The 24,867-nt window shown below is 71.0% G+C and carries 28 protein-coding genes, 1 tRNA gene and 1 riboswitch; of the genes, 10 read left to right on the top strand and 19 right to left on the bottom strand.

Annotated features, from left to right (window positions below; genetic code table 11):
• The first annotated feature begins 178 nt into the window (after positions 1-178).
• Entirely contained in the window at positions 179-2,779 is a 2,601-nt protein-coding gene (locus tag ABEB00_RS31785; protein WP_345624150.1) for a transglycosylase domain-containing protein, read from the top strand.
• Between the two features lie 26 nt (positions 2,780-2,805).
• Here ABEB00_RS31785 and ABEB00_RS31780 read toward each other — a convergent pair whose 3' ends face one another.
• The 3 genes from ABEB00_RS31780 to ABEB00_RS31770 all read right to left on the bottom strand — a co-directional run bounded on the left by ABEB00_RS31780 (position 2,806) and on the right by ABEB00_RS31770 (position 4,022).
• Positions 2,806-3,126 carry a DMT family transporter gene (locus ABEB00_RS31780; RefSeq protein WP_345624149.1) on the bottom strand — a complete coding sequence of 107 codons (321 nt, stop codon included), beginning with the start codon at positions 3,124-3,126 and terminating at the stop codon, positions 2,806-2,808.
• Positions 3,127-3,167: 41 nt separating this feature from the next.
• A riboswitch (guanidine-III (ykkC-III) riboswitch) is annotated at positions 3,168-3,232 on the bottom strand.
• An 85-nt stretch (positions 3,233-3,317) separates the two neighbouring features.
• The gene (locus ABEB00_RS31775) at positions 3,318-3,620 is read right to left on the bottom strand and encodes a GroES family chaperonin (RefSeq protein WP_425586612.1); all 303 of its coding nucleotides are present in this window, start codon (positions 3,618-3,620) and stop codon (positions 3,318-3,320) included.
• A gap of 72 nt (positions 3,621-3,692) precedes the next feature.
• A complete protein-coding gene (locus ABEB00_RS31770; RefSeq protein ID WP_345624147.1) occupies positions 3,693-4,022 on the bottom strand; it encodes a DUF3618 domain-containing protein in 330 nt (109 codons plus the stop codon).
• 94 nt (positions 4,023-4,116) lie between these two features.
• Between ABEB00_RS31770 and bcp the strand changes: the two genes are divergently transcribed.
• From bcp to ABEB00_RS31755, 3 genes are all read left to right on the top strand, one after another.
• A complete protein-coding gene (bcp, locus tag ABEB00_RS31765) occupies positions 4,117-4,584 on the top strand; it encodes a thioredoxin-dependent thiol peroxidase (protein ID WP_345624146.1) in 468 nt (155 codons plus the stop codon).
• A 132-nt stretch (positions 4,585-4,716) separates the two neighbouring features.
• Positions 4,717-5,556: an HNH endonuclease signature motif containing protein gene (locus ABEB00_RS31760; protein ID WP_345624145.1), complete on the top strand. Its 840-nt coding sequence runs from the start codon at positions 4,717-4,719 to the stop codon at positions 5,554-5,556.
• 54 nt (positions 5,557-5,610) lie between these two features.
• Positions 5,611-5,694, top strand: a tRNA-Leu gene (locus tag ABEB00_RS31755).
• A 46-nt stretch (positions 5,695-5,740) separates the two neighbouring features.
• On the opposite strand, the gene rdgB is transcribed toward ABEB00_RS31755, so the two are convergent.
• From rdgB to ABEB00_RS31735, 4 genes are all read right to left on the bottom strand, one after another.
• Positions 5,741-6,343 (bottom strand): RdgB/HAM1 family non-canonical purine NTP pyrophosphatase, encoded by a 603-nt coding sequence (gene rdgB, locus ABEB00_RS31750; RefSeq protein WP_345624144.1) that lies wholly within the window; start codon positions 6,341-6,343, stop codon positions 5,741-5,743.
• A 42-nt stretch (positions 6,344-6,385) separates the two neighbouring features.
• A complete protein-coding gene (locus ABEB00_RS31745) occupies positions 6,386-6,790 on the bottom strand; it encodes a hypothetical protein (protein ID WP_345624143.1) in 405 nt (134 codons plus the stop codon).
• Positions 6,791-6,943: 153 nt separating this feature from the next.
• Positions 6,944-7,681 carry a ribonuclease PH gene (gene rph, locus ABEB00_RS31740; protein WP_345624142.1) on the bottom strand — a complete coding sequence of 246 codons (738 nt, stop codon included), beginning with the start codon at positions 7,679-7,681 and terminating at the stop codon, positions 6,944-6,946.
• Positions 7,682-7,768: 87 nt separating this feature from the next.
• Positions 7,769-8,071 (bottom strand): PTS sugar transporter subunit IIB, encoded by a 303-nt coding sequence (locus tag ABEB00_RS31735; RefSeq protein WP_345624141.1) that lies wholly within the window; start codon positions 8,069-8,071, stop codon positions 7,769-7,771.
• Between the two features lie 111 nt (positions 8,072-8,182).
• Between ABEB00_RS31735 and ABEB00_RS31730 the strand changes: the two genes are divergently transcribed.
• Positions 8,183-9,478: a PTS transporter subunit EIIC gene (locus ABEB00_RS31730; protein WP_345624140.1), complete on the top strand. Its 1,296-nt coding sequence runs from the start codon at positions 8,183-8,185 to the stop codon at positions 9,476-9,478.
• Between the two features lie 157 nt (positions 9,479-9,635).
• On the top strand, positions 9,636-10,886 hold the full coding sequence (locus tag ABEB00_RS31725; protein ID WP_345624139.1) for a PTS transporter subunit EIIC: 1,251 nt from the start codon (positions 9,636-9,638) through the stop codon (positions 10,884-10,886).
• Between the two features lie 75 nt (positions 10,887-10,961).
• On the opposite strand, the gene ABEB00_RS31720 is transcribed toward ABEB00_RS31725, so the two are convergent.
• Positions 10,962-11,714, bottom strand: coding sequence for an MBL fold metallo-hydrolase (locus tag ABEB00_RS31720; protein WP_345624138.1), 753 nt, complete (start codon positions 11,712-11,714; stop codon positions 10,962-10,964).
• 224 nt (positions 11,715-11,938) lie between these two features.
• On the opposite strand from ABEB00_RS31720, the gene ABEB00_RS31715 reads away from it, so the two are divergent.
• A complete protein-coding gene (locus ABEB00_RS31715) occupies positions 11,939-12,385 on the top strand; it encodes a type II toxin-antitoxin system PemK/MazF family toxin (protein ID WP_345624137.1) in 447 nt (148 codons plus the stop codon).
• 46 nt (positions 12,386-12,431) lie between these two features.
• Here the strand turns inward: ABEB00_RS31715 and ABEB00_RS31710 are convergent, their stop codons facing one another.
• The 7 genes from ABEB00_RS31710 to clpS all read right to left on the bottom strand — a co-directional run bounded on the left by ABEB00_RS31710 (position 12,432) and on the right by clpS (position 17,288).
• Positions 12,432-13,382, bottom strand: coding sequence for a PLP-dependent cysteine synthase family protein (locus tag ABEB00_RS31710; protein WP_345624136.1), 951 nt, complete (start codon positions 13,380-13,382; stop codon positions 12,432-12,434).
• Positions 13,383-13,387: 5 nt separating this feature from the next.
• Positions 13,388-13,666, bottom strand: a complete 279-nt coding sequence (locus tag ABEB00_RS31705; protein ID WP_345624135.1) for a MoaD/ThiS family protein — start codon at positions 13,664-13,666, stop codon at positions 13,388-13,390.
• Between the two features lie 122 nt (positions 13,667-13,788).
• A complete protein-coding gene (locus ABEB00_RS31700; RefSeq protein ID WP_345624134.1) occupies positions 13,789-13,884 on the bottom strand; it encodes a putative leader peptide in 96 nt (31 codons plus the stop codon).
• A gap of 99 nt (positions 13,885-13,983) precedes the next feature.
• Positions 13,984-14,406: a M67 family metallopeptidase gene (locus tag ABEB00_RS31695; RefSeq protein ID WP_345624133.1), complete on the bottom strand. Its 423-nt coding sequence runs from the start codon at positions 14,404-14,406 to the stop codon at positions 13,984-13,986.
• A 115-nt stretch (positions 14,407-14,521) separates the two neighbouring features.
• Complete coding sequence (locus tag ABEB00_RS31690; RefSeq protein ID WP_345624132.1) at positions 14,522-15,973, bottom strand: amino acid permease; 1,452 nt, start codon at positions 15,971-15,973, stop codon at positions 14,522-14,524.
• Positions 15,974-16,348: 375 nt separating this feature from the next.
• Positions 16,349-16,957: a DUF2017 domain-containing protein gene (locus ABEB00_RS31685; RefSeq protein WP_345624131.1), complete on the bottom strand. Its 609-nt coding sequence runs from the start codon at positions 16,955-16,957 to the stop codon at positions 16,349-16,351.
• A gap of 13 nt (positions 16,958-16,970) precedes the next feature.
• A complete protein-coding gene (clpS, locus tag ABEB00_RS31680; protein ID WP_345624130.1) occupies positions 16,971-17,288 on the bottom strand; it encodes an ATP-dependent Clp protease adapter ClpS in 318 nt (105 codons plus the stop codon).
• Between the two features lie 98 nt (positions 17,289-17,386).
• Between clpS and ABEB00_RS31675 the strand changes: the two genes are divergently transcribed.
• Complete coding sequence (locus ABEB00_RS31675; RefSeq protein WP_425586606.1) at positions 17,387-18,784, top strand: nicotinate phosphoribosyltransferase; 1,398 nt, start codon at positions 17,387-17,389, stop codon at positions 18,782-18,784.
• A gap of 123 nt (positions 18,785-18,907) precedes the next feature.
• The gene (locus ABEB00_RS31670) at positions 18,908-19,495 is read left to right on the top strand and encodes a nicotinamidase (RefSeq protein WP_345624129.1); all 588 of its coding nucleotides are present in this window, start codon (positions 18,908-18,910) and stop codon (positions 19,493-19,495) included.
• A gap of 28 nt (positions 19,496-19,523) precedes the next feature.
• On the opposite strand, the gene ABEB00_RS31665 is transcribed toward ABEB00_RS31670, so the two are convergent.
• On the bottom strand, positions 19,524-19,865 hold the full coding sequence (locus ABEB00_RS31665) for a hypothetical protein (RefSeq protein WP_345624128.1): 342 nt from the start codon (positions 19,863-19,865) through the stop codon (positions 19,524-19,526).
• A gap of 121 nt (positions 19,866-19,986) precedes the next feature.
• A complete protein-coding gene (locus ABEB00_RS31660; protein ID WP_345624127.1) occupies positions 19,987-22,341 on the bottom strand; it encodes an immune inhibitor A domain-containing protein in 2,355 nt (784 codons plus the stop codon).
• A 415-nt stretch (positions 22,342-22,756) separates the two neighbouring features.
• On the opposite strand from ABEB00_RS31660, the gene ABEB00_RS31655 reads away from it, so the two are divergent.
• A complete protein-coding gene (locus ABEB00_RS31655) occupies positions 22,757-23,038 on the top strand; it encodes a hypothetical protein (RefSeq protein ID WP_345624126.1) in 282 nt (93 codons plus the stop codon).
• A gap of 31 nt (positions 23,039-23,069) precedes the next feature.
• Here the strand turns inward: ABEB00_RS31655 and ABEB00_RS31650 are convergent, their stop codons facing one another.
• Positions 23,070-23,729, bottom strand: coding sequence for an RDD family protein (locus ABEB00_RS31650; protein WP_345624125.1), 660 nt, complete (start codon positions 23,727-23,729; stop codon positions 23,070-23,072).
• A gap of 89 nt (positions 23,730-23,818) precedes the next feature.
• On the bottom strand, positions 23,819-24,867 hold a 1,049-nt coding region (locus ABEB00_RS31645; RefSeq protein ID WP_345624124.1), incomplete at its 5' end, for an RDD family protein.

Genomic DNA, 24,867 nt, shown 5'->3' with positions numbered 1-24,867 from the left:
TAGTACCGGATGCGGAAGCCCTGCCACCGGTTTTGTCCACGACACGGCCCCGAGTGGGGGAACTGATCTGCGGATGGGACAGTCTTTCTCTCAGGGGGCGCGTAAAACGCGCCGAAGACGTACGGACTGCACGGACACGACGTACGACGCACCGCATCACAGGAGCCATACGCACACCATGAGCGACGAGCCGCAGCCGAAACAGCCGACGCCGGGCTGGGCACGGAAGGACGACCCGAAGTCCCCGGAGCCCACACCCACCGCGGAACCCGCAGGTCCAGCGGGTGCCGCGAGCGCCGCGGGTCCCGCTGAGGACGGCGCGGCCACCTCTGCCGCGCCGACCGGAGAACCCCCGGAGGCCACCGCCCTCAGCGCCGAGGGAACAGGGGGAACTGGGGGAACAGAGGGAACAGAGGGGGCGCAGGGAGCAGCGGGGGCAGAGGGGGCAGAGGGGGCCAAGGGTGGCAAGTCCAAGCGCCCCCCGCGCACCGGCTTGCGCCGGCTCGTGCCGACCTGGCGCTTCACGCTCGGCGCCGTCGTGATCGTCGCGCTGCTCGTCGTCGGCGGCTTCTTCCTCGGCTACTCCCTGGTCAAGATCCCCGCGGCCAACGCCCTCGCGCTCAAGCAGGCCAACGTCTACCTGTACGCCGACGGCACCGTCCTCGCCCGCGACGGCGAGGTCAACCGGGAGAAGGTCGACCTCGCCGGGATCTCCGAGGAGGCCCAGCACGCCGTGCTCGCCGCCGAGGACCGCGAGTTCTACACCGAGTCCGCGATCGACCCCAAGGCGATGATCCGCGCCGGGTGGAACACCGCCACCGGCAAGGGCAAGCAGTCCGGCTCCACCATCACCCAGCAGTACGTGAAGAACTACTACCTCGCCCAGGAGCAGACCGTCACCCGCAAGGTGAAGGAGTTCTTCATCTCCATCAAGCTCGACCAGGAGAAGAGCAAGAACGAGATCCTGGAGGGCTACCTCAACACCAGCTACTTCGGCCGCAACTCCTACGGCATCCAGGCCGCCGCCCAGGCGTACTACGGCGCCGACGCCGAGAAGCTCACCGCCGCCCAGGGCGCCTACCTCGCCTCCCTGCTCAACGCGCCCAGCGAGTACGACGTCGTCGCCCACCCGGAGAACAAGGCCGCCGCCCAGGCCCGCTGGAACTACGTCCTGGACGGCATGGTCGCCAAGGGCTGGCTCAGCGCCGCCGACCGGGCCGGCGCCGAGTTCCCGATGCCCAAGGAGAGCACCCTCTCCACCGGCATGTCCGGACAGCGCGGCTACGTCGTCCGGATCGCCAAGGACTACCTGATCCAGCACGACATCGTCAGCGAGGAAGACCTCGACCGCGGCGGCTACCGCATCACCACCACCCTGCGGAAGGACAAGCAGGACGCCTTCGTCGCCGCCGTCGACGACAAGCTGATGTCGAAGCTCAGCAAGGAACGCGAGGTCGACGGCTACGTCCGCGCGGGCGGCGCCTCCGTCGACCCCAAGACCGGCGAGGTCGTCGCGATGTACAACGGCGTCGACTACGTGAAGCAGTACACGCCCAACGCCACCCGCCGCGACTTCCAGGTCGGCTCCACCTTCAAGCCCTTCGTCTTCACCTCCGCCGTCGTCAACCGCTCCACCACCCAGGACGGCCGGGTGATCGGCGCCGACACCGTCTACGACGGCACCAACACCCGCCCCGTCCAGGGCTGGGACGGCGACCCGTACGCCCCCGAGAACGAGGACCAGACCTCCTACGGCGACATCACCGTCCGCGAGGCCACCGACAAGTCCGTCAACGCGGTGTACGCCCAGATGGCCGTCGACGTCGGTCCCGCCGACGTCAAGAAGACCGCCGTGGACCTCGGACTGCCCGCGGCCACCCCCGAGATGCCAGAGGGCCCCGCCATCGCGCTCGGCACCGCCACCGCCAGCGCCCTGGACATGGCGGAGGCGTACGCCACTCTCGCCAACCACGGCCGGCACGGCACGTACACCCTGCTGAAGAAGGTGGTCCGGGGCGACAAGGAGGTGGCACTGCCCGAGCGCCGCGAGCGCCAGGCCGTCAGCCGCGAGGCCGCCGACACCACCACCTCCGTGCTCCGCAGCGTCGTCCAGAACGGCACCGCCACCGCCGCCCAGTCCGCCGGCCGCCCCGCCGCCGGCAAGACCGGCACCGCCGAGGAGGACAACGCCGCCTGGTTCGCCGGCTACACCCCCGAACTCGCCACCGTCGTCGCCGTCATGGGCCAGGACCCGGTCACCGCCAAGCACAAGTCGCTGTACGGCGCGATGGGCCTGCCCCGCGTCAACGGCGGCGGCGCCCCCGCCGAGATCTGGGGCCAGTACACCCGCGAGGCACTGAAGGGCGAACCGGTCCGCGAGTTCGACCTGCGCCTGCAGACCGGCGCCGACGCGGGCCGGGCCCCGGCCGACGCGGCCTCGGGCACCCCGGACGCGGGCGTCCCCAGCGCCGACGACTCGGCCACCACCTCGCAGCGCCCGGAGACCGGCGGCAGCCGGTCCCCGGACACCCAGGAACCCACCGCGCCCGGCGACAACCCCACCGGCGACACCGGCACCACCGGCGGTACCGGGGACACCGGGGGCACCACCACCGGTACCGGCACGGGCGAGGAGACCACCGAACCCGGCACCGGCGGGGGCGGCGGCACCGGGGACACCGGCACCTCCGGCGACGAGACCTCCGGCGGCGACACCGACGGCGGCGCCGACGGCAACACCACCTTCGGCCAGCTCCCGGGCGCCGCCCGCCAGGACTGAACCCGCGCCGGCACGGCGGCCCCCGGTCAGTGACCGGAGGTCGCCTTCAGCCCCACCACGGCGACCAGCAGCAGACAGATGAAGAAGATCCGGGCGGCGGTGACCGGCTCACCGAGCACCACCATGCCGAGCACCGCCGCACCCGCCGCGCCGATCCCCACCCACACGCCGTACGCGGTGCCGATCGGCAGCGTCCGGGCCGCGTACGACAGCAGCAGCATGCTGGCGACGATGCCGGCGCCGGTGAACAGACTGGGGACGAGCCGGGTGAACCCGGCCGTGTACTTCATCCCGATCGACCAGCCGACCTCCAGCAGACCGGCGACGATCAGCAGAACCCAGGCCATGACGGCACCTCCGAAAGCGAACGCGAACGAACTGACACGGTGGTGCGTCGTCTTTGCGTTCACCCGGTACGGCGCGTCTCGTCGGGTGATTCCACGGTAGCAAGCGGACGGGGTGGGGGGCTGGTGACCATGGTCACCAGCCCCCCACCCCGTCCGGTGGGCCGCCCGTCGGCGGGCCGTCGCTCAGAGCTTCAGAGATACAGCCCCGTGGAGTCCTCCGACCCCTCGAACCGGTCCGCGGCCACCGCGTGCAGGTCGCGCTCACGCATCAGTACGTAGCCCACGCCCCGCACCTCGACCTCGGCACGGTCCTCCGGATCGAACAGCACGCGGTCGCCGGGCTCCACCGTCCGCACGTTCTGCCCCACCGCGACGACCGCGGCCCAGGCCAGCCGCCGGCCGACCGCCGCGGTGGCCGGAATCAGGATGCCGCCCCCGGAACGCCGCTCGCCCTCACCGGTGTCCTGCCGCACGAGCACACGGTCGTGCAGCATCCGGATGGGCAGCTTGTCGTCCTGAGGGGCGTTTCTGTTGGCGCTCACACCCTGAAACCTACCCGCTCCGCCTCAGCCCCTGCGCCGCCGGGTGCTGAGGACCAGCAGGCCCACCACCCCGACGACGACGAGCGCCGCGGGCACGACCCGGTCCAGCCGGGGAGCGCCCTCCTCGTCCGTGAACCGCCCCTTCACCTCGCTCACCGCGCGGTTCACGCCGACGTAGGCGCGCCCGAGGGTGTGGTCGATGTTCGAGGCGACCTTGGCCTTCGCGTCGCCCACGATCGTCTTGGGGTGCACCCGCACCCCGATCTCGTCGAGCGTCTCTGCCAGCACCTCGCGGCGGCGCCTGATGTCCGCCTCGATCTGCGCCGGGGTTCTCGTGTCCGACGTGTCCGCCACCGTACGGCCTCCGATGTGAAGCTGATGCTGTTCCGGACAGTCTGTCAGCTCCACGCCGGACCGCACTGTCAGGACCCCCGGTTACGCTGGATCGATGAGCGAGCGACTCCAGCCCGGCGACACCGCCCCCGCCTTCACCCTCCAGGATGCCGACGGCAACGAGGTCTCCCTGGCCGACCACGAGGGCCGCAAGGTCATCGTCTACTTCTACCCAGCAGCCCTTACCCCCGGTTGCACGAAGCAGGCGTGCGACTTCACGGACAACCTCGACGTCCTGGCCGGCGCCGGGTACGACGTCCTCGGCATCTCCCCCGACACGCCGGAGAAGCTGGCGAAGTTCCGCGACACGGAGTCCCTGAAGGTCACCCTCCTCGCCGACCCCGACAAGCAGGTCCTGGACGCGTACGGGGCCTTCGGCGAGAAGAAGAACTACGGCAAGACCTACCAGGGCGTCATCCGCTCCACGATCGTCGTCGACGAACACGGCAAGGTCGAACGCGCCCTGTACAACGTCCGCGCGACCGGCCACGTGGCCAAAATCATCAAGGACTTGAACATCTGACCCACCCCCGCCCGGGGCCGTACCACCACCCCGGTACGGCCCCTTCCGCATCCCGTACGTGACTGTCCGACAACCGGTTCGTTACTCCGTACGAGACCACGAACGGGCGGTCGAGGGCGGAGGGACGTCACGATGGACCCCTATGACAGGGAGCGGCTCACGCGAGCCGTGGCCGAGGCGCACAACTGGACGGACCTGATGCGGCGGCTCGGCCTCAAGGTGAGCGGCGGCCGGCGCAGGACACTCCAGGAGAAGGTCGCCGAGCACGGGCTGGACACGAGCCACTTCGTCACGCGCGGCCCGTGGCACAAGTACCCCGACGCGGCCATCGCCCTGGCCGCCGCCTCCTCGTCATCGCTGCGCGAGGTGGCGCTGAAGCTGGGAGCCACCCCGGCGACCGGGACCCTGTCGCACATCCGGCGCCGCATCGCCGCAGCGGGTATCGACATCGGGCACTTCCCCGGTATCGACACGAGCCACTTCTCGTACCGGCGCATCCGGTTGCCCGAGGACCGGCTCCGCGCCCTCGTGCCACGGTGCACCAGCTACGCCGACGTGATGCGCGGTCTCGGGCTTGAGGTCAACGACGTGAACCATCGTCGGGTCCGCCGCGAGGCCGCCCGCCTCGGCGTCGCCACGGACCACTTCGAACGCCGCGCCTGGGGACGAGCGGAGCGCCCTGCCCCGGCGCCCTGCGCCCACCGCGTCCTGACCGTTCTCGCCCCGCACCCGGGGCGGACCGACAGAACCCGGTTGCACCGGGCTCTGACCGAGGTGGGAGTGGCGTACGCGTGCGCGGACTGCGGCAACGACGGTGCGTGGCGCGGCCGCCCCATCACCCTGCAGATCGACCACATCAACGGCGACTGGCGGGACAATCGCCGGGACAACCTGCGGTATCTCTGTCCCAACTGCCACGCCGTCACGGAGACCTGGTGCCGACGGAGGAAAAAGGCGCCTCTCGCCGAGTGAGCCGTTCTCCCCGTAGACTGAGCGCCGCCGGTCGACTACCACGACCTGGCACGAGCGGCCGTGTCGTAACTGGCAGCCGAGCTGCGTTTAGGTCGCAGTGGGCGAAAGCCCGTGTGGGTTCGAATCCCACCGGCCGCACGAGCGGAGGGGCCGCCCCCAGGAGGGGTGGCCCCTCTCCTGTCTCTCAGCCCAGCAGCTCCCGTACCGCCGGTACCAGGGCCCGGAAGGCCTTGCCCCGGTGGCTGATCGCGTTTTTCTCCGCCGCTGTCAGTTCGGCGCAGGTTCGGGTCTCGTGCTCCGGCTGGAGGACGGGGTCGTAGCCGAAGCCGCCGGTGCCGGCCGGCTCGCGGCGGAGGATGCCCCGGAGTTGGCCCTCGACCACGCGTTCCGTGCCGTCGGGGAGGGCGAGGGCGGCGGCGCAGGCGAAGTGGGCGGTGCGGTGTTCGGTGGCGATGTCGCCGAGCTGGGCGAGGAGGAGGTCGAGGTTGGCCTTGTCGTCGCCGTGCCAGCCGGCCCAGCGGGCGGAGAAGATGCCGGGGGCGCCGTTCATGACGTCGACGCAGAGGCCGGAGTCGTCGGCGACGGCGGGCAGGCCGGTGGCGCGGGCGAGGGCGTGGGCCTTGAGCAGGGCGTTCTCGGCGAAGGTGACGCCCGTTTCGACCACGTCGGGTACGTCGGGGTAGGCGTCGGCGCCGACCAGTTCGTGGGGCAGGCCGGCGTCGGCGAGGATCGCGCGGAGTTCGGTGATCTTTCCGGCGTTGCGGGTGGCGAGGATCAGGCGGGTCATGGGGACCAGTATTCCGGTCCCCGGCGCCGCGGGTCCGCCCGGTTACGTCGTGCAGACCTTCGTCAGTTCGCCGGCCGCGTCGGTGACGCCGCCGAGGTCGGGTGTCGCGTCGCCGTTCTCGATGGCCGTGTTGACGTCGGTGAGGGCCCGCCGGAGGTCGTCGGTGGCCTGGTCGAGGTCGGCGTCGCCGGTCTCGGTGTCGATGCGGTCGAGGCTGGCGTCGACGGCGTCGACGGACTCCTGGAGCCGGGTGGGGTCGTTGGCCGCGTTGTCCACCGCCTGCTGGAGGTCGGTCACCGCGTCGGCGACGGTGTCGGCGGTCTGGACGCAGTCGAGTGCCTTGTCGACGGCGTCGCAGCCGGTGGTCATCGCGGTGGTCATGCCGACGGCCGCGAGGGCGGCGGCGGCGAGGGCGATGCGACGACTGAGGCGTCGGGTCGCGGCCATGGGTACGGTCCTCCCCTTGTGGACAGGGCCGTGCGGCCCCCGTGTGCGGGTCTGCGCCGGGCGTACGGCGGTGGAGCCGTACGCCCGTACCCCTACTGACGCGGTGAGGGGCCGCGCAGTTGCGTGCGCGCGCTAAGGGGCTTGGTGCGGTCTTTACCTTTCGAGGACCGTTTCCAGCGCCTTGCGCTGGAGGGCGGTGAGTTCCGCGCAGCCGGCGGTGGCGAGGTCGAGGAGGGTGTTGAGTTCCTCGCGGGCGAAGGGTTCGGCCTCGGCGGTGCCCTGGACCTCGACGAAGCGGCCGTCGCCGGTGCAGACGACGTTCATGTCGGTGTCGGCGCGGACGTCCTCCTCGTAGCGGAGGTCGAGCAGCGGGGTGCCGCCGACGATGCCGACGGAGACGGCGGAGACGGTGCCGACGAGGGGCTTGCGGCTGGGGCGGATGAGCTTGTTGGCCTGGCCCCAGGTGATGGCGTCGGCGAGGGCGACGTAGGCGCCGGTGATGGCCGCGGTGCGGGTGCCGCCGTCGGCCTGGAGGACGTCGCAGTCGAGGACGACGGTGGTCTCGCCGAGGGCCTTGAAGTCGATGACGGCGCGCAGGGACCGGCCGATGAGGCGGCTGATCTCGTGGGTGCGGCCGCCGATGCGGCCCTTGACGGACTCGCGGTCGCCGCGGGTGTTGGTGGCGCGCGGCAGCATGGCGTACTCGGCGGTGACCCAGCCTTCGCCGCTGCCCTTGCGCCAGCGCGGGACGCCTTCGGTGACGGAGGCGGTGCACAGCACTTTGGTGTCGCCGAAGGAGACGAGGACGGAGCCCTCGGCGTGCTTGCTCCAGCCGCGTTCGATGGTGACGGGGCGGAGCTGTTCGGGGGTGCGGCCGTCGATTCGTGACATGCGGGTGAGCCTAGCGGCCCGGTCACATACGGAGGGGCCCCTCCCGTGATGGGTGGGGCCCCCTCGGTACGGGGGACGCGGGAGGGGCTACATCATGTCTTCGATCTCCGCGGCGAGCGGGTCGGCGTCGGTGCCGATGACGACCTGGATGGCGGTGCCCATCTTGACGACGCCGTGGGCGCCGGCGGCCTTGAGGGCGGCTTCGTCGACCAGCGCGGGGTCGTTGACCTCGGTGCGGAGGCGGGTGATGCAGCCTTCGATCTCGTCGATGTTCTCGATGCCGCCGAGGCCGGCGACGATCTTCTCAGCCTTGCTGGCCATGTCTTTCTCCCTGATCCGGACCGCTTTGTCGCAGTAACCCACAGTTGGCCCAGCTTCGCGAGCGTTCATGCGGTGGGTACCGAATGATGGCGTTCACGACAGCGGAACCGTCCGTCAACTGGTCTACACCACCCGGTGGACGGCCGCCAAACCGCCTCCCGGCGAAGGAGACCGAGACGGATGAGCGCCGACAGCGCGGCCCGACCCGCTCGCCCCCGGTGGAACGCGCTGTTCCAGGGTCTGCAGAAGATGGGGCGCAGTCTTCAGCTCCCCATCGCGGTACTGCCCGCCGCGGGCATCCTCAACCGGCTCGGCCAGCCCGATGTGTTCGGGGACGACGGGCTGGGCTGGACCAGCGTCTCCAAGGTGATGGTGGGCGCGGGCGGTGCGCTGCTCGACGGTTCGCTGGGGCTGCCGCTGCTGTTCTGTGTGGGTGTGGCCATCGGGATGGCGAAGAAGGCGGACGGGTCGACGGCGCTGGCGGCGGTGGCGGGGTTCCTCGTCTACTTCAATGTGCTGCGGCAGTTCCCGGAGGACTGCCCGCGGGGGGCGGAGGCGGTCCCGCAGATCGGGTGCCGGCTGACCGACGGGTCTCAGACGGTGACGGCGTTCACGTACCAGAATCCGGGGGTCTTCGGCGGCATCGTGGTGGGGCTGCTGGCGGCGTTCTTCTGGCAGCGCTATCACCGTACGAGGCTGGTGGACTGGCTGGGTTTCTTCAACGGGCGGCGGCTGGTGCCGATCATCATGGCGTTCGCGGCGATCGTGTTCGCGGCGCTGTGCCTGTGGGTGTGGCCGCCGATCGGCGGTGCGCTGGAGAGTTTCAGTGACTGGCTGAACGATCTGGGCGCGTGGGGTGCGGGCATCTTCGGTCTGGCCAACCGGGCGTTGCTGGTGATCGGGTTGCATCAGTTCCTGAACGTGCCGATGTGGTTCCAGTTCGGGACGTACACCAAGCCGGACGGTACCGAGGTGCACGGGGACATCAACATGTTCCTGGCGGGTGATCCGGACGCGGGCCAGTTCACCTCGGGTTTCTTCCCGATCATGATGTTCGCGCTGCCGGCCGCGGCGCTGGCCATTACGCACTGCGCGAAGCCGCACCGCCGCAAGGAGGTGGGGGGTCTGATGCTGTCGGTGGCGCTGACGTCGTTCGTGACGGGGATCACCGAGCCGCTGGAGTACTCGTTCCTGTTCATCGCGCCGCTGCTGTACGCGGTGCACGCGGTGCTGACGGGGGTGTCGATGGCGGTGACCTGGGCGCTGGGGGTGAAGGACGGGTTCAGTTTCTCGGCGGGTCTGATCGACTACGTCATCAACTGGAACCTGGCGACCAGGCCGTGGCTGATCATTCCGATCGGGCTGTGCTTCGCGGTGGTGTATTACGCGGTGTTCCGGTTCGCGATCACGCGGTTCGATCTGAAGACGCCGGGGCGGGAGCCGGAGGACGAGGTCGAGGACGTGACCAAGGGCTGACCGGTTGGCCGGAATCCTGGATTCCGGGGGTCTTCGGCGGGTCCGGCGCGTGGCTCCATCGTTGCGGAATCGTGGGTTCCTTATGCGGCCTTCATCGTGTAAAACAGGTCTACACCACTGAGTGGTGTAGACCACCACCCGATGGAGGAAGCAAGAAATGAGCACCGCCACCGCGTCGGCGGCTCCCGCGAAGAAGCGGGGCTCCGGTGTGTTCCAGGGCCTGCAGAAGGTCGGCCGCAGTCTGCAGCTCCCGATCGCCGTACTGCCGGCGGCGGGCATCATGGTCCGGCTCGGCCAGGACGACATCTTCGGCAAGGACGGCCTGGGCTGGGACCGGGTCGCCGCGGTCTTCAACAACGCGGGCAGTGCCCTGACGGGCTCGCTGCCGATCCTGTTCTGCATAGGCGTGGCGATCGGCTTCGCCAAGAAGTCGGACGGCTCGACCGCGCTGGCCGCGGTGGTCGGCTTCCTCGTCTACTCCAAGGTGCTGCAGGCCTTCCCGGTCACCGAGGCGGTGGTCAAGAAGGGCGAGGACGTCGCCGCGACGTACAACGACCCGGGGGTGCTGGGCGGCATCATCATGGGCCTGCTCGCCGCCGTGCTGTGGCAGCGGTTCCACCGCACCCGGCTGGTGGACTGGCTCGGCTTCTTCAACGGCCGCCGGCTGGTGCCGATCATCATGGCCTTCGTCGGCATCGTGGTCGGCGTCTTCTTCGGCCTGGTCTGGGAGCCCATCGGCACCGGCATCTCGAACTTCGGCGAGTGGATGACCGGCCTCGGCTCCGGCGGCGCGGCCCTGTTCGGCGCGGTGAACCGCGGGCTCATCCCGATCGGCATGCACCAGTTCGTCAACACGGTGGCCTGGTTCCAGCTCGGCGATTTCACCAACTCCGCCGGTGACGTCGTGCACGGCGACATCACCCGGTTCCTGGCCGGTGACCCCTCCGCCGGTCTCTTCCAGTCGGGCTTCTTCCCGATCATGATGTTCGGTCTGCCGGCCGCCGCGATCGCCATCGCGCACTGCGCCCGCCCCGAGCGCCGCAAGGCCGTCATGGGCATGATGGTGTCGCTCGCGCTGACCTCGTTCGTGACGGGTGTCACCGAGCCGATCGAGTTCTCGTTCATGTTCATCGCCCCGGTGCTGTACGTGCTGCACGCGGTCCTCACGGCCGTGTCCATGGCGCTGACCTGGGGCCTGGGTGTGCACGCCGGCTTCAACTTCTCGGCCGGCGCCATCGACTACGCGCTCAACTGGCACCTGGCGACCAAGCCCTGGCTGATCATCCCGATCGGCCTGGTCTTCGCGGTGATCTACTACGTGACCTTCCGCTTCGCCATCATCAAGTTCGACCTCAAGACCCCGGGCCGCGAGCCCGAGGAGGAGGTCGAGGACCTCACGAAGGCGTGAGTTCTCGCCGCACGGCACGCGCGAAGGCCCCGGAACCGGGTGGGTTCCGGGGCCTTCGCGCGTGCGGGCGCGGTCTCAGACCAGGTACGTCGCCCTCGGTGCCGCGAGTTCCACGGGGCCGTCGAAGACCTCGCGGGCGTCGGTGAGGTTGATCTGCGGGTCGGTCCACGGGGGGATGTGGGTGAGGACCAGGCGGCGGGCGGCGGCGCGGGCGGCGGTCTGGCCGGCCTCGCGGCCGTTGAGGTGGAGGTCCGGGATGGCTTCCTTGCCGTGCGTGAACGCGGCCTCGCACAGGAACAGGTCGCTGTCCCGGGCGAGTTGGTCCAGCGTGGCGGTGACCCCGGTGTCGCCGGAGTACGTCAGTGACCGGCCGCCGTGCTCGACGCGGATGGCGTACGCCTCCACGGGGTGGGCGACGCGGTCGGTGTGCACGGTGAGCGGGCCGATCTCGAAGGTGCCCGGCTTGACCGTGTGGAAGTCGAAGACCTCGCTCATGGAGGAGGCGGAGGGCGTGTCGGCGTAGGCGGTGGTGAGCCGGTGCTCGGTGCCCTCGGGGCCGTAGACCGGCAGCGGGTCGCAGCGGCCGCCGTCGTGCCGGTAGTAGCGCGCGACGAAGTAGGCGCACATGTCGATGCAGTGGTCGGCGTGCAGGTGGCTGAGGAAGATCGCGTCCAGGTCGTAGAGACCGCAGTGACGCTGCAGCTCGCCCAGGGCGCCGTTGCCCATGTCGAGAAGCAGCCGGAAGCCGTCGGCCTCGACGAGGTAGCTCGAACAGGCCGATTCCGCGGACGGGAACGACCCCGAGCAGCCGACGACGGTGAGCTTCATGAAGCAGAAACCTCCGCTGGCGGGTGGGGGAGAACGGGGGTCGTACGGTGCGTCGAGCGTAAGGCGCGAAACCTTCCGTCGCTCCTCCGCCAGGGGCCGTTGTGGGCGAACTCACCTGTGGTGTCACCGGTTCGGCTGGTCGTGGGGCGTACGGGACGACTCATGGGCGTACGGGTCGGCAAAGGGGCGCGTTTGGGCGGGCGCGCGCCGGTAACGTCGTCGGTATGGACACGTCCTGGTGGCTCTTGATGGCGGCGGTCGTTCTGCTGGCGCTGGTCGCCGCGCTCGTCGACGGCTGGGGCCGGGGGCGCCGGCCCGCGGGGCGGCGCCGGCCGCCGGGGCGCCCCGGTGAGCGGGGGGACCGGCCGCGGGCGGCGGAGATCTGGTGGGCGAACGTGCCCTACGAGGACCGCCGGGGCGGGAAGGACCGGCCGTGTCTGGTGCTCGCGGTGCGCGGTCGCCGCGCGGTCGTCGCGAAGATCACCAGTACCGACCGGCAGGGCCGGGCCGGGGTGATCGCGCTGCCGCCGGGCGCGGTCGGGGACGCGCGGGGGCGGCGGAGTTTCCTGGAGACGGACGAGCTGCGCCGGGTGCCGCTGGGCGACTTCCGGCGCCGGGTGGGTGTGGTGGACCCGGCCCTGTGGGACCAGGTCCGTCACCTGGCGAAGTGAGCGGAGCGGGCGCGGCGGGCGGAGCGGGACGCCCGCGGGGCGGGGGTCAGGCCCAGAGCTGGCCCTGGAGGGTGGCGATGGCCTCCTCGGTGGTGGCCGCGGTGTAGACGCCGGTGGAGAGGTACTTCCAGCCGCCGTCGGCGACGACGAAGGCGACGTCCGCGCTCTCGCCCGCCTTGAGGGCCTTGTGGGCGACGCCGATCGCGGCGTGCAGCGCGGCGCCGGTGGAGACGCCCGCGAAGATGCCCTCCTGCTGGAGCAGTTCGCGGGTGCGGGTGACGGCGTCGGCGGAGCCGACGGAGAAGCGGGTGGTGAGCACGGAGGCGTCGTACAGCTCGGGGACGAAGCCCTCGTCGAGGTTGCGCAGGCCGTAGACGAGGTCGTCGTAGCGCGGTTCGGCGGCGACGATCCTGACGTCGGGCCGGTGCTCGCGCAGGTAGCGGCCGACGCCCATCAGGGTGCCGGTGGTGCCGAGACCGGCGACGAAGTGGGTGATCGAGGGGAGGTCGGCGAGGATCTCCGGGCCGGTGGTGGCGTAGTGGGCGCCGGCGTTGTCCGGGTTGCCGTACTGGTAGAGCATCACCCAGTCGGGGTGCTCGGCGGCGAGTTCCTTGGCGACCCGTACGGCGGTGTTGGAGCCGCCCGCGGCCGGGGACGGGATGATCCGCGCGCCCCACATGGTGAGCAGCTCGCGGCGTTCCTGGGAGGTGTTCTCGGGCATGACGCAGACCATGCGGTAGCCCTTGAGGCGGGCCGCCATGGCGAGCGAGATGCCGGTGTTGCCGCTGGTCGGCTCCAGGATGGTGCAGCCGGGGGTGAGCCGGCCGGCCTTCTCCGCCTGCTCGATCATGTGCAGGGCGGGGCGGTCCTTGACGGAGCCGGTGGGGTTGCGGTCCTCCAGCTTGGCCCAGATCGAGACGTCGGCGGAGGGCGACAGCCGCGGCAGGCGCACCAGGGGGGTGTTGCCCACCGCGGCCAGCGGGGAGTCGTAGCGCATGGGGATCAGGCCATGCCGCCGGCGACGGCCGGCAGGATCGTGACGCTGTCGCCGTCGGTCAGCTTGGTGTCGATGCCTTCGAGGAAGCGGACGTCCTCGTCGTTCAGGTAGACGTTGACGAAGCGGCGGAGCTGGCCGCCGTCGACGATGCGGGCCTGGATGCCCGGGTGCCGGGTGTCGAGGTCGGCGAAGAGGTCGGAGAGGGTCTCGCCGCTGCCCTCCACCGCCTTCGAGCCGTCGGTGTACTGGCGGAGGATGGTCGGGATGCGGACCTCGATGGCCATGGCTCAGGGCTCCTGTCGGAAGGTGTCGTGGGTACTTCGGGCGCGCGGTGGGGTCACCCCCGGGCGTGTCCGTGCCCGGGGAGGCACGCCGCGGCTCACGGCCGTACGGCGGTGGGGCGGCGTCAACAGATGGCGCTGGCGAGCCTGCACAGGTCGACGTGCAGCCGCGCCACGAGCAGCGTGCCCGGCGTCTTCGTGCTCACGTCGAGGAAAACCATGGGCTCATCGTATCGATTCCCGGTCCGCCCTTTGGAAGGTGATCTCACCTTTCGGACGATGTTCATCCGGAGTGCGAGACCGGCGCTCGTCGGGCGAGGTCAGTACGTTGCGACGACCTGGATCTCCTCCTCGGTGACCTCGCCCTCGACGATCCGGAAGGACCGGAACTGGAACTCCCCGGCGCCGTCGGTGTCGGCCGTGGAGACCAGGACGTAGTGGGCGCCGGGTTCGTTGGCGTAGGAGATGTCGGTGCGGGAGGGGTAGGCCTCGGTCGCCGTGTGGGAGTGGTAGATCACCACCGGCTCCTCGTCGCGGTCGTCCATCTCGCGGTAGAGCTTGAGCAGGTCCTGCGAGTCGAACTCGTAGAACGTGGGCGAGCGGGCGGCGTTCAGCATGGGGACGAAGCGTTCGGGGCGGCCCTCGCCGACCGGTCCGGCGACGACTCCGCACGCCTCGTCGGGGTGGTCCTCGCGGGCGTGGGCGACGATCCGGTCGTGGAGGTCCTGGGTGATGGTCAGCATGGGGGTCAGGATAAGCAGAGGGGCCGTCCCGTACCGGTGGGTGGTACGGGACGGCCCACATGCCGGACGTCCGGGGGCCTGCCTGGCAGGCCCCGGCGGTGCGGGGACGCGTCCGTCAGCCGATCCGCTCCAGTTCCGGTTCGCCGCCGCGGTCGCCGCCGGGGCCGCCGTCGCGCCCGGTGACCTGCGGGTTGCGGCTCTTGAGCACGAACCAGCCGATGCCGAGGGCGACCGCCCAGCCGGCCATCACGTACAGGCAGACGCGGGCGTCGGCGTCGTACGCGATCAGTCCGGTGACGAAGAGCAGGAAGGCGATGGCGATGTACGAGCAGACGGAGCCGCCGGGTGCCGGGAAGGAGGAGGCGGGCAGCCGGCCCGCGACCACCTGGCGGCGGTAGCGGACGTGGCTGACCAGGATCATCAGCCAGGTCCAGATGCCGGCCGCGGTGGCCACCGAGGTGACGTAGCCGAACGCCTTCTCCGGGACGACGTAGTTGAGGACCACGCCGATGCCCATGAAGACCACCGAGGTGGCGATGCCGGCCGCCGGGGTCCTGGTCGAGGAGAGGCGGCTGAAGATCTTCGGCGCCTCGCCGTTGTCGGCGAGGGTGCGCAGCATGCGGCCGGTGGAGTACATGCCGGAGTTGCAGGAGGAGAGCGCGGCGGTGAGGACGACGAAGTTGACGATGGCGGCGCCGGCCGGGATGCCGATCTTCGAGAAGGCGGCGACGAAGGGCGAGACGCCGGGGGCGAACTCGGTCCACTTGACCACGCAGAGGATGACGGTGAGGGCGCCGACGTAGAAGAGGGCGATGCGCCAGGGCAGGGTGTTGATCGCCTTGGGGAGGGTCTTCTCCGGGTTCTCGGACTCGCCGGCGGTGACGCCGACCAGTTCGACGGCGAGGTAGGCGAACATCACGCCCTGGAGGGTCATCAGGGAGGAGCCGATGCCCTTGGGGAAGAAGCCGTCGAAGGCCCACAGGTTGGAGACGGCGGCGGTGTCGCCGGCCGAGCTGAAGCCGAGGGTGAGCACGCCGAGGCCGATGACGATCATGCCGATGATGGCCGTGACCTTGACCATCGAGAACCAGAACTCGATCTCACCGAAGAGCTTGACCGAGATCAGGTTGGCCACGAAGAGCACGACCAGGAAGACCAGGGCGGTCACCCACTGCGGGATGCCCGGGAACCAGTAGTTGATGTAGATCGCGGCGGCGGTCAGCTCGGCCATGCCGGTGACCACCCACATCAGCCAGTACGTCCAGCCGGTGAAGTAGCCGAAGAAGGGGCCGAGGAACTCGCGTGAGTACTCGGCGAAGGAGCCGGAGACCGGGCGGTACAGGAGCAGCTCGCCGAGGGCCCGCATGATGAAGAAGATGATCACGCCGGCCAGGGCGTACATCACGATCAGGCTGGGCCCGGCCTTGGCGATGTTCGCCCCGGCGCCCAGGAAGAGTCCGACGCCGATGGCGCCGCCGATGGCGATCATCTGCACCTGGCGGCTGCCGAGCCCGCGCTCGTAGCCCTCCTCGGGTGCCTTCTCCGTGTCGGCCTGCGGTGAGGTCATGGGTGTGCGCCTTTCTCCATGCCGACCCGGGCCTGCTGTCGGCCGCGGATCGGGTCTCGATCCCCCCGGATGATGGAGTGGAGCGGGTCTGCCGGCCCGCTCGTGCCTGGCCGGCGGTCCGCCGGCTCGGTGGCGCACCCGGCCGAACATTCGGGTGGTGTTCACCGGGCGGTCGAGAAGATCTATCACGACGGCCCGGACGATCACAGGAGGGCATTGTGGCGCACCGCACGGACAAATGCGGGCGTGCAGCGCCTGAAGGGGGCAGAGCGGGGTGTCCTTTTGACGCGATTGTTATCCGCTGACGCCCTTGTTGTGCGCGACCGAGGCCCCGCGCGGCAAGACCGCCGAGCGGGCCGCCGGCCCCGGCGGCGCTCAGGGCATCAGCGTGTTGACCAGCGTCTCCTGGAGGCCGCCGAGCCACAGGTAGGCCATCACCATCGGCTTGCGCGGGTCCTCGTCCGGGAGGCGGTAGAGCAGGTCGGTGTCGTCCTCGTCGACGATGTCGAGGCGGGAGCCGATCGCCAGGCGCAGGTCGTTCAGGGCACTGACCCACTGCTTCGACTCCCGCGTGGACAGCTTCAGGACCGCCCCGCCCCCACCGGCGGAGGCGGCGGCCAGGGCGTCCAGGGAGTGCACCACCGCGAGCGCGTTCTCGCGCTTGCCGGCCCGCAGGTCGTTCTCGGTGTAGCGGCGGAACTCGGCGGAGTGGGCCCGCCGCTCCTCGGCCTCCTCGGGACCGGGGGTCGCCTCGGGGTCGGTGTAGGCGTCCGGGAAGAGGCGCCTGAGCACCGGGTCGGCGGGCGGTTCGCTGGGGCCCTCGGCGAAGAGTTCGGCGAGCGGGTCGCCGGAGGCGTCCGCGGCGGGGCCGGGGCCGATCAGCTCCAGGAGCTGCACGGCCAGCGACCGGATGATGGAGATCTCGACCTCGTCGAGCGCGACGGCCGCGCCGCCGCCGGGGAGGGGTTCGAATTGTCCTGGCATGGAGGCTGGTCAGCTACTTCCGGTCCTGCTGGAGGGTGGCCCACAGACCGTAGCCGTGCATCGCCTGCACGTCGCGTTCCATCTCCTCGCGGCTCCCGCTGGAGACGACCGCCCGGCCCTTGTGGTGGACATCCATCATGAGTTTGGTGGCCTTGTCCTTGGAGTAGCCGAAGTACGACTGGAAGACGTACGTCACGTAGCTCATGAGGTTGACCGGGTCGTTGTGGACGATCGTGACCCAAGGGACGTCCGGCTCGGGTACGGCGAAGGTCTCCTCGGCCGACTCGGTGCGTTCGATCTCTACGGGAGCGGGTGACGTCACCTCACCCATGCTGCCACCGCAGGGGGGTGGTCGCATAAACGGGCCGGTCCGGCAGGCCCCCCGACCCCAAATCGTCAGACTGACGAAATGGGAGTACGATCCACCTCATGAACACAGCGGACCTTGGGCTGCCGGAAGAAGAAGAGCGCGAAGCGCCTCCTCGGAAGGGTGGTGGCGGGCGACGGGTGGACGTTCCCTCGACGGCGCTCTTCACGGACCAGTACGAGCTGACGATGCTCCGGGCCGCCCTCTCGGCGGGTACCGCGGGGCGGCGGAGCGTGTTCGAGGTCTTCACGAGGCGGCTGCCGCACGGCCGCCGCTACGGCGTGGTGGCCGGCACCGGGCGGGTGCTGGACGCGGTGGAGAACTTCCGCTTCGACGCGGACGTCCTGCGCTTCCTGCGCGAGCGGGACATCGTGGACGAGGACACCCTCGACTGGCTCGCCGACTACCGCTTCAGCGGCGACATCTGGGGCTACCCGGAGGGCGAGGTGTACTTCCCGGGCTCGCCGATCATGCGGGTGGAGGGCAGCTTCGCCGAGTGCGTGCTGCTGGAGACGGTGATCCTGTCGATCCTCAACCACGACTCCGCGATCGCCGCCGCCGCCTCCCGGATGTCCTCCGCCGCGGGCGACCGGCCGCTGATCGAGATGGGCGCCCGCCGCACCCACGAGCTGGGCGCCGTGGCCGCCGCCCGCGCCGCCTACGTCGGCGGCTTCGCGACCACCTCCGACCTGGCGGCCGGCTTCCGCTACGGCATCCCCACCGTGGGCACCTCCGCGCACGCCTTCACGCTGCTGCACGACAGCGAGCGGGACGCCTTCCGCGCCCAGGTCGACGCGCTCGGCGCGGGCACGACGCTGCTGGTGGACACGTACGACGTCGCCGAGGCGGTGCGTACGGCGGTGGAGGTGGCCGGTCCGGAGCTGGGCGCGGTGCGCATCGACTCCGGGGACCTGCTGCTGGTCGCGCACCGGGTGCGCCAGCAACTGGACGAGCTGGGCGCGACCGGGACCCGGATCGTGGTCACCTCCGACCTGGACGAGTACGCCATCGCCTCGCTGGCGGCGGCGCCGGTGGACGCCTACGGCGTCGGCACCCAGCTCGTGACCGGTTCCGGCCACCCCACGGCCTCCATGGTCTACAAGCTGGTGGCCCGCGCCGAGTCCGACGACCCGAGGGCGCCGCTGGTGCCGGTGGCGAAGAAGTCCAGCGGCGGCAAGACCTCGATCGGCGGACGCAAGTGGGCGGCCCGGCGGCGGGACGCGGACGGGTACGCCGAGGCCGAGGTGGTCGGCACCGGGCCGGTGCCGGGCGCGCTCGCCGGCGATCAGCTCCTGGCCGAGCTGGTCAAGGGCGGTGAGGTGGTCGCCCGCGAGCCGCTCGACGTGGCCCGGGACCGGCACACGGCGGTCCGCGCCGCCCTGCCGCTCTCCGCGACCCAGCTCTCCCGGGGGGAACCCGTCATTCCGACGGAGTACCTCCACGGGGGCTCGGGTAGCTAAAGCAGTGCACGGTCACCGCACCGGGGACGGCTCCTCCGCCCCGAGGCCGGCCGCCCCGCCCTCGAACACCCCGCCGTCGAGCGCCCCGCCGTCGGACACTTCCAGCGTCGAAGGACACCGCCCATGCGCCGCGCCTTGATCGTCGTAGACGTGCAGAACGACTTCTGCGAGGGAGGCAGTCTCGCGGTGGGCGGTGGCGCCGACGTGGCCGCCGCCATCACCGAGCTGATCGGCCAGGCCCCGGCCGGCTACCGCCATGTGGTGGCCACCCGGGACCACCACATAGCGCCCGGCGGACACTTCGCCGACAACCCGGACTACGTCCACTCCTGGCCCGCGCACTGCGTCGCGGGCACCGAGGGCGTGGGCTTCCACCCGAACTTCGCGCCCGCCGTCGCCTCGGGGGCCGTCGACGCCGTCTTCAGCAAGGGGGCGTACTCGGCGGCCTACAGCGGCTTCGAGGGCACCGACGAGAACGGCACGCCGCTCGCCGACTGGCTGCGGGAGCGGCGGATCGACGACGTGGACGTCGTCGGTATCGCCACGGACCACTGCGTGCGGGCCACCGCGCTGGACGCCGTCTCGGCGGGCTTCCGCACCCAGGTGCTGCTCGACCTCACCGCGGGCGTGGCCGGGCAGACCACGGAACGGGCGCTGGAGGAGATGCGGGCGGCCGGCGTGGAGCTGTCCGGGAAGCCGGTCGTGCAGTAGCTCAGGCGGTGCCGGGACCCGGCCGGGGTCAGGTCTGGGCCGCCGGGCGCCGGAGCAGGGCCCGGATGGGGTGCCACAGCTCCTGTACGAGGTCCGCGCCGGACCCGCCGGACGCGGGTGCCGTACGCCATATCAGGCCGTCGGGGTGGTGCAGGACCGCCGTGATCTCGTCCAGGGACGGCGGGGCGGTGTTGCCCCGCAGGTAGACGGAGCGCAGGCCCACGTTGCGCAGCCGGGTCAGGGCGCGGGCCCGGTTGCGGGCGTGGACGAGAACCCGGACGGCGCCGGGGCCGTCGGCGGCGGGGCTGGGCAGGTTCAGGGCCACCACCACCGTGCCGTTCGGCAACTTGCTGAAGCCTCCTGCGGCCATGCGGTCAAACCCCCGGGTCGGCGAGTGTCAATAAGAGAGTCACAGACGCACCTAAACACGGATCGGCGGCGCCCCGCCAGAGGGGCGCCGCCGATCATGCTCTGACCTGCGAGAACTTCGTCTACTTCACTGCCGGGCGGACTTCCAGCTCGACCGTGGAGCCGTCCTTGGCCTCCTTGGTGATCTTGATCTTGGTGTTGGTGTCAGTGATCTTGACGCCGCCGGTCGGGTTCGACTCGTCGTAGTAGTCGTTCGTGTGGTCGTTGAAGACCGACACGCCCTTGGCGGACGGGACCCGGGTCTTCACGTCCGCCTTGTGCAGCGTGAGACCGTCGGTGCGGTCGAGGCCGAACGGCGAGTCGTACGACTGGAAGCGGTTGCGCATCAGGGTGCCGTCGGACCACTTCAGCGCGTCCGGGTGCGCGTCGACCGGGAGGACCAGGCCGGTGCCCGCGTGCTGGCTGGTGTTGTTGTCCGCCTGGGAGGTGTCCCACTTCCAGATCAACAGGCCGTTCTGGTACGCGTAGTGCTCCACCCAGTCCGGACGGGTGGTGGCGAAGCCGAAGTTGTACGGGCCGGTCTTCAGCGTCTTGTCGTACGAGACGTACTGCCGGTTCTCGGCGAGGTAGTACTGCGCGTAGTCCTTGGTGAAGGAGGCGCCGACCCGGGAGAAGCCGGTGGCCTGCCACGCGGCGTCCGCGGTCTCGGCGTCGTCGGAGAAGACCGGGGTGCCGTCGGCCGTCACCGTGATCTCGTCGGCCGCGAAGCCCTTCTGGGCCACCCCGCCGTCGGTCTGGTAGCGGAAGCGCAGGTCGATCTGGTCGCCGGCGTAGGCGTCGAGCGGGTAGACGAGCTTGCCGTAGGCGTCGACCGTGCCGGTCAGGGCCGGCTTGTCGCTGCCGTCGCGCGGGATGGGCTGTCCGTCGAACGTTCCGTCCAGGGTGGTCCAGTTGGCCCCGCCGTCGGTGGACACCTCGGCGTAGAGGTAGTCGTACTCGGCCTCGATGTCGTACCAGCCGTCGAGGGTGAGGGCGGCGGACGACTTGCCGGTGAGGTCGACGGAGCGGGTCAGCGTGTTCCTCAGGTCGTCGCCGCTGCCGCTCCACCACTGGGTCTCGCCCTGGGCGGGCGGGACGATCTCGGTGGTGACCGCCTTCTCGGGAAGCCGGACCACCAGCCCCTGCTTGTGCTTGGTGTTGTACTCGGCCACGCCCAGCTTGTGCGCCGAGGTGACGCCCGCCTTGGCGGTGTCGTAGTTCAGCCAGCCGAGCTGGAGCTTGTCCCAGGCGTTCATGTCGCCGGGCAGGTCGCCGATCTCGTTGCGGCCGGTGCCGAGCCACGAACCGGAGGACATCAGCGTCCAGAAGCCGGTGGAGTTGTCGCCGCCCGCGGTGTCGTAGTGGTCGGGCAGGCCGAGGTCGTGGCCGTACTCGTGGGCGAAGACGCCGAGGCCGCCGTTCTCCGGCTGGATGGTGTAGTCGCCGACCCAGATGCCGGTGGAGCCGATCTGGGCGCCGCCCAGCTTGTTGCCGGCCGGGCCGGTGGCGCCGGCGTCGGTGCCGAAGGCGTACCAGCGGTGGGCCCAGATCGCGTCGGTGCCCTCGGCGCCGCCGCCCGCGGACTCGTCCTCGCCGGCGTGCACGATCTGGAAGTGGTCGAGGTAGCCGTCCGGCTCGTTGAAGTCGCCGTCGCCGTCGAAGTCGTAGCGGTCCCACTGGTCGAACGCGGCGACGTCCGCCTTGATGTCGGCGTCCGTGCGGCCGGCCGCCTTCTGCTGCGCCACCCAGGCGTTCAGGCCGTCGCCGACGACGTTCCACACGCTGGAGCAGTTGGTGGAACCGCAGGCGTTGTTGCCGTAACGGGCCTCGTTGTAGGGGACCTTCACCCAGTCCGCGACCTCGCCGTCGACCGAGTAGCGGCCCGAGGACTGCTTCTCGTAGTACTTCTTCATCGACTCGGTCTGCGCGCCGGTGCCGAAGTAGAGGTCCTCGTAGTGCTGCTGGTCGTAGTCGGCCTGCCAGGCGGTGGAGTTGTCCTTCGTGCGGTCCGGCTCGGCGATCGCGTTGTGCAGCGGGCCGGGGGTGCCGCCGTAGCGGCTGTCGACCTGGTCGCCGAACTCGACCAGGATGGTGAAGATCTTGTCGGTCTTCTCCCGGCCCAGCTCGACGTACTTGCCGTCGCCCTTCTTGCTCTTGAGCTGGACGACCTTGGAGCCGTCGCGGTCCTTGACCGTGCTCTTGCCCGATATGACCTGGTCGAGCGCCTCAGCGCGCTGGGCCTCCTGCGTCCGGCTCAGGGGGCCGTCGAGGTTGTGCTCGTCGGTGCCCTTCGCCGGGTCCGGGTCGTGGCGGTCGACGGCGCCGGGCCGGGCGGGCGAGTCCGCCTGGGCCACGGTGGCGGCCGAGAGTGTGGCGGCGGCCGCCGCGAACGCGACGGTGGTGGCCGCCGCTCTGAACGTCCAGGATCTGCCGGTCACTTCAGTTCCCCTCCTGCGTGCGCGCACGCGGGGGGAGGGCCGGAAGCACAACGAGTCCGCGCCCGCGTGATCAACGCGTGTAGCCAAGTGACGTCATTTGACTAGAGGATCCGGAGAAAAGACAGACCTTGACTGGAGCAGATCAAGTGCTCTATGCGGATCGTAGGTTCGTTTTACGGACGTCCCCCGGACGCCCGCCGGTCGCCCCGCGGGCGCGTGGAGCTGTCCGCTTCCAGGACGCCATGAATCCGTGCGCCCCCTGTGCACCGGGCACTGTTGGTTAGGTCACGCTTACTCTTTGTTCCACTCGGGCGGTCAGCCGATTACAGTCCCTTGGCGGAACGCCCGGAGGTCGGCGGAGAACCAGGCCGGCGCACCGTCTCAACCCCCGAGATCTCCCCCTGCCGAGGACACGATGGCCATGCCCCGACCGACCGTCGCACAGCTCGCCTACGGTTCCTGCACCGTGGTCCTCTCCACCCTCGCCATGCTGCTGCTCTCACGGACGAGTTCGAGCGCGGGCATCGCCGTCGTCGCCGTAGCGGCGCTCGCGCTCGGAGTGCTGGTGGCGATGACCCTGCCCACGTCCACGCCGCGCACGGTGGCGGCCCACCGGCCGGCCCGGCCCGCCGCCGAGGCACCGGTGCCGGTGTCCTCCGGCGCGGCCGGCGAGGCGGTGCGTCAGCGCGCGGCCTGAAACCCGCTCCGCGCACCGTGGTGGTCACCGCTCAACGGGCGGTGACCACCACTGTTTTGGCGGCCTTGTCGTGCAGGCCCTGTTTGTAGGGCCGGTCGAAGAAGCTCCAGCCGCCGCAGATGATCGTCCACACGCAGGCGCAGCAGAAGGCGAACGGGAGCCACAGCACCAGGGAGCGGATCAGCGAGGTCTGCACAGTGGGCGTGGCGCCGTTGTCCAGGTTGGCCACGCGCATGCCGAGCCACTTCTTGCCGAGGGTCTGCCCGGTCCGGGAGATCATGATCGTGTCGTAGGCGATGAAGAGCACGGCGGCGATCAGGGACTGCCAGAAGGACTTGCCGACCTCCGTCCCGTCCCCGTCGACGTCGTACTCCTGGACGTCGAACCCCCAGCTCAGCAGCCAGACCACCAGGCCGACCAGGATCATGTCGATGATGCGGGCCAGGGTGCGGCGGGCACTCTCGGCCAGCGGCGGCATACCGGCCCGCGGGTCGCCGGGCGGGGGGCCGCCGCCGTACGGGTCACCGCCGTAGGGACCGCCGCCGTACGGGCCCTGGCCGTAGGGCCCGCCGCCGCCGGGGGGCGGGGGTGAGGAGCCGCCGTAGGGGCCGCCCGCGCCCGGCGGGGGCTGCTTCCTGAACGGGTCGTCCTCCGGGCGCCGGCCGGAGTCGGGAGGCGGTTCGCTGCTCATGGCCCGAGTCGACCGCGAACCCCGGGGCCGCGCATCCGGCGAGCGGCCGTCCGGAGTACGGAATCGGCCGGGCCGTCAGCGGTACCGGCTCAGCCCGCGACGAACGTACCGGCGGCCTTGTCGTGCCAGCACTGGCGCCAGGGCCGGTCGAACAGGCACCACGCCACGCCGACCACGCCGATCACCAGGAGGCCGGGCAGGCAGCAGACCAGCCAGCGGCGCAGCGAGGCGCCGAGGACCGGGGGCTCGTGGCCCTCGATGTCCCGTACTTCCAGGCCGAGCAGTTTCTTGCCGAGGGTGCGGCCCCACTTGGCGGTGGGCAGCACCTCGTAGAGGACGCCGAAGAGCAGCAGGACGGCCAGGACGACGCCCAGGTACCCGCCGGTGGTGCCGTCGATCAGCCAGACGGTGACGGTCTCACCGGAGAGCTTGGCCGCCTCGATCTTCTCGTCGACGTGGTCGACCGCCCTGGTGCCGAGGGGGACGGCGGGGACGGCCGTGACGGCGAGCAGGACGACGGTGTCCAGCAGCCGGGCGGCGAGCCGCTTGCCGAGCCCGGCGGGACGCGCGGCGGCCTGGCGGCGGGCGGCGGCCTGGAAGACGTCCTCGACGGGCGGCTTCCAGGGGGCGACGGGCTGCTGCTCGGCACCGGCGAGCCGGTGCACCTGCTGCGCCCAGGAGGCCTGCCCGCCGCCGGGACCGGAGGTGAGGGGGGCGGGGCCGGAAGGGGCCGGGGACTGGTGCGGGATGTGTCCGGGCGCCGGGTGCGGGCCGGCCGGGCCCGCCGGGGCGGGTGCCTGGGGCGTGGAGCCGGGCTGTGCGGCGGCCTCGCGTGCGGCGGCCGCCTTTCCGGCGCCGAAGCCGGGGCCGGTGACGGCCGGGGCGGCGGCGTTCGGGCGGCGGTCCGCGGGCAGGGAGACCGCCCGGAACTTCATGGTGCCCTCGTCGGTGGCGCCCTCGCGCGCGGGGGCGGCCGGCTGGGCACCGCCGGCCGGCCGCCGGAAGACGAAGGTGCCGCCGGGGTCCGGCCGCGCCGCGTCGGCCGCCGACCCACCGGCTGCTCCGGACGCCGTTCCACCGGCCCGCCCGGCCCGGTCGTCGGGAGCGGGGCGGGCGCCGGGCAGCGCGGCGGCCGGGT

Source organism: Streptomyces ziwulingensis, assembly GCF_039542605.1.
Taxonomy (GTDB): domain Bacteria; phylum Actinomycetota; class Actinomycetes; order Streptomycetales; family Streptomycetaceae; genus Streptomyces; species Streptomyces ziwulingensis.
Note: the sequence above shows the minus strand (reverse complement) of the source record. Positions and strands in the feature narration are given on the sequence as shown.

What these genes read in the sequence shown, in the direction of transcription:
- ABEB00_RS31785 (WP_345624150.1), top strand. Translation starts at nt 179, where the DNA reads ATGAGCGACGAGCCGCAGCCGAAACAGCCGACGCCGGGCTGGGCACGG.
- ABEB00_RS31780 (WP_345624149.1), bottom strand. Translation starts at nt 3,126, where the DNA reads ATGGCCTGGGTTCTGCTGATCGTCGCCGGTCTGCTGGAGGTCGGCTGG.
- ABEB00_RS31775 (WP_425586612.1), bottom strand. Translation starts at nt 3,620, where the DNA reads ATGCTGCACGACCGTGTGCTCGTGCGGCAGGACACCGGTGAGGGCGAG.
- bcp (WP_345624146.1), top strand. Translation starts at nt 4,117, where the DNA reads ATGAGCGAGCGACTCCAGCCCGGCGACACCGCCCCCGCCTTCACCCTC.
- ABEB00_RS31760 (WP_345624145.1), top strand. Translation starts at nt 4,717, where the DNA reads ATGGACCCCTATGACAGGGAGCGGCTCACGCGAGCCGTGGCCGAGGCG.
- rdgB (WP_345624144.1), bottom strand. Translation starts at nt 6,343, where the DNA reads ATGACCCGCCTGATCCTCGCCACCCGCAACGCCGGAAAGATCACCGAA.
- ABEB00_RS31745 (WP_345624143.1), bottom strand. Translation starts at nt 6,790, where the DNA reads ATGGCCGCGACCCGACGCCTCAGTCGTCGCATCGCCCTCGCCGCCGCC.
- rph (WP_345624142.1), bottom strand. Translation starts at nt 7,681, where the DNA reads ATGTCACGAATCGACGGCCGCACCCCCGAACAGCTCCGCCCCGTCACC.
- ABEB00_RS31735 (WP_345624141.1), bottom strand. Translation starts at nt 8,071, where the DNA reads ATGAACGCTCGCGAAGCTGGGCCAACTGTGGGTTACTGCGACAAAGCG.
- ABEB00_RS31730 (WP_345624140.1), top strand. Translation starts at nt 8,183, where the DNA reads ATGAGCGCCGACAGCGCGGCCCGACCCGCTCGCCCCCGGTGGAACGCG.
- ABEB00_RS31725 (WP_345624139.1), top strand. Translation starts at nt 9,636, where the DNA reads ATGAGCACCGCCACCGCGTCGGCGGCTCCCGCGAAGAAGCGGGGCTCC.
- ABEB00_RS31720 (WP_345624138.1), bottom strand. Translation starts at nt 11,714, where the DNA reads ATGAAGCTCACCGTCGTCGGCTGCTCGGGGTCGTTCCCGTCCGCGGAA.
- ABEB00_RS31715 (WP_345624137.1), top strand. Translation starts at nt 11,939, where the DNA reads ATGGACACGTCCTGGTGGCTCTTGATGGCGGCGGTCGTTCTGCTGGCG.
- ABEB00_RS31710 (WP_345624136.1), bottom strand. Translation starts at nt 13,382, where the DNA reads ATGCGCTACGACTCCCCGCTGGCCGCGGTGGGCAACACCCCCCTGGTG.
- ABEB00_RS31705 (WP_345624135.1), bottom strand. Translation starts at nt 13,666, where the DNA reads ATGGCCATCGAGGTCCGCATCCCGACCATCCTCCGCCAGTACACCGAC.
- ABEB00_RS31700 (WP_345624134.1), bottom strand. Translation starts at nt 13,884, where the DNA reads ATGGTTTTCCTCGACGTGAGCACGAAGACGCCGGGCACGCTGCTCGTG.
- ABEB00_RS31695 (WP_345624133.1), bottom strand. Translation starts at nt 14,406, where the DNA reads ATGCTGACCATCACCCAGGACCTCCACGACCGGATCGTCGCCCACGCC.
- ABEB00_RS31690 (WP_345624132.1), bottom strand. Translation starts at nt 15,973, where the DNA reads ATGACCTCACCGCAGGCCGACACGGAGAAGGCACCCGAGGAGGGCTAC.
- ABEB00_RS31685 (WP_345624131.1), bottom strand. Translation starts at nt 16,957, where the DNA reads ATGCCAGGACAATTCGAACCCCTCCCCGGCGGCGGCGCGGCCGTCGCG.
- clpS (WP_345624130.1), bottom strand. Translation starts at nt 17,288, where the DNA reads ATGGGTGAGGTGACGTCACCCGCTCCCGTAGAGATCGAACGCACCGAG.
- ABEB00_RS31675 (WP_425586606.1), top strand. Translation starts at nt 17,387, where the DNA reads ATGAACACAGCGGACCTTGGGCTGCCGGAAGAAGAAGAGCGCGAAGCG.
- ABEB00_RS31670 (WP_345624129.1), top strand. Translation starts at nt 18,908, where the DNA reads ATGCGCCGCGCCTTGATCGTCGTAGACGTGCAGAACGACTTCTGCGAG.
- ABEB00_RS31665 (WP_345624128.1), bottom strand. Translation starts at nt 19,865, where the DNA reads ATGGCCGCAGGAGGCTTCAGCAAGTTGCCGAACGGCACGGTGGTGGTG.
- ABEB00_RS31655 (WP_345624126.1), top strand. Translation starts at nt 22,757, where the DNA reads ATGGCCATGCCCCGACCGACCGTCGCACAGCTCGCCTACGGTTCCTGC.
- ABEB00_RS31650 (WP_345624125.1), bottom strand. Translation starts at nt 23,729, where the DNA reads ATGAGCAGCGAACCGCCTCCCGACTCCGGCCGGCGCCCGGAGGACGAC.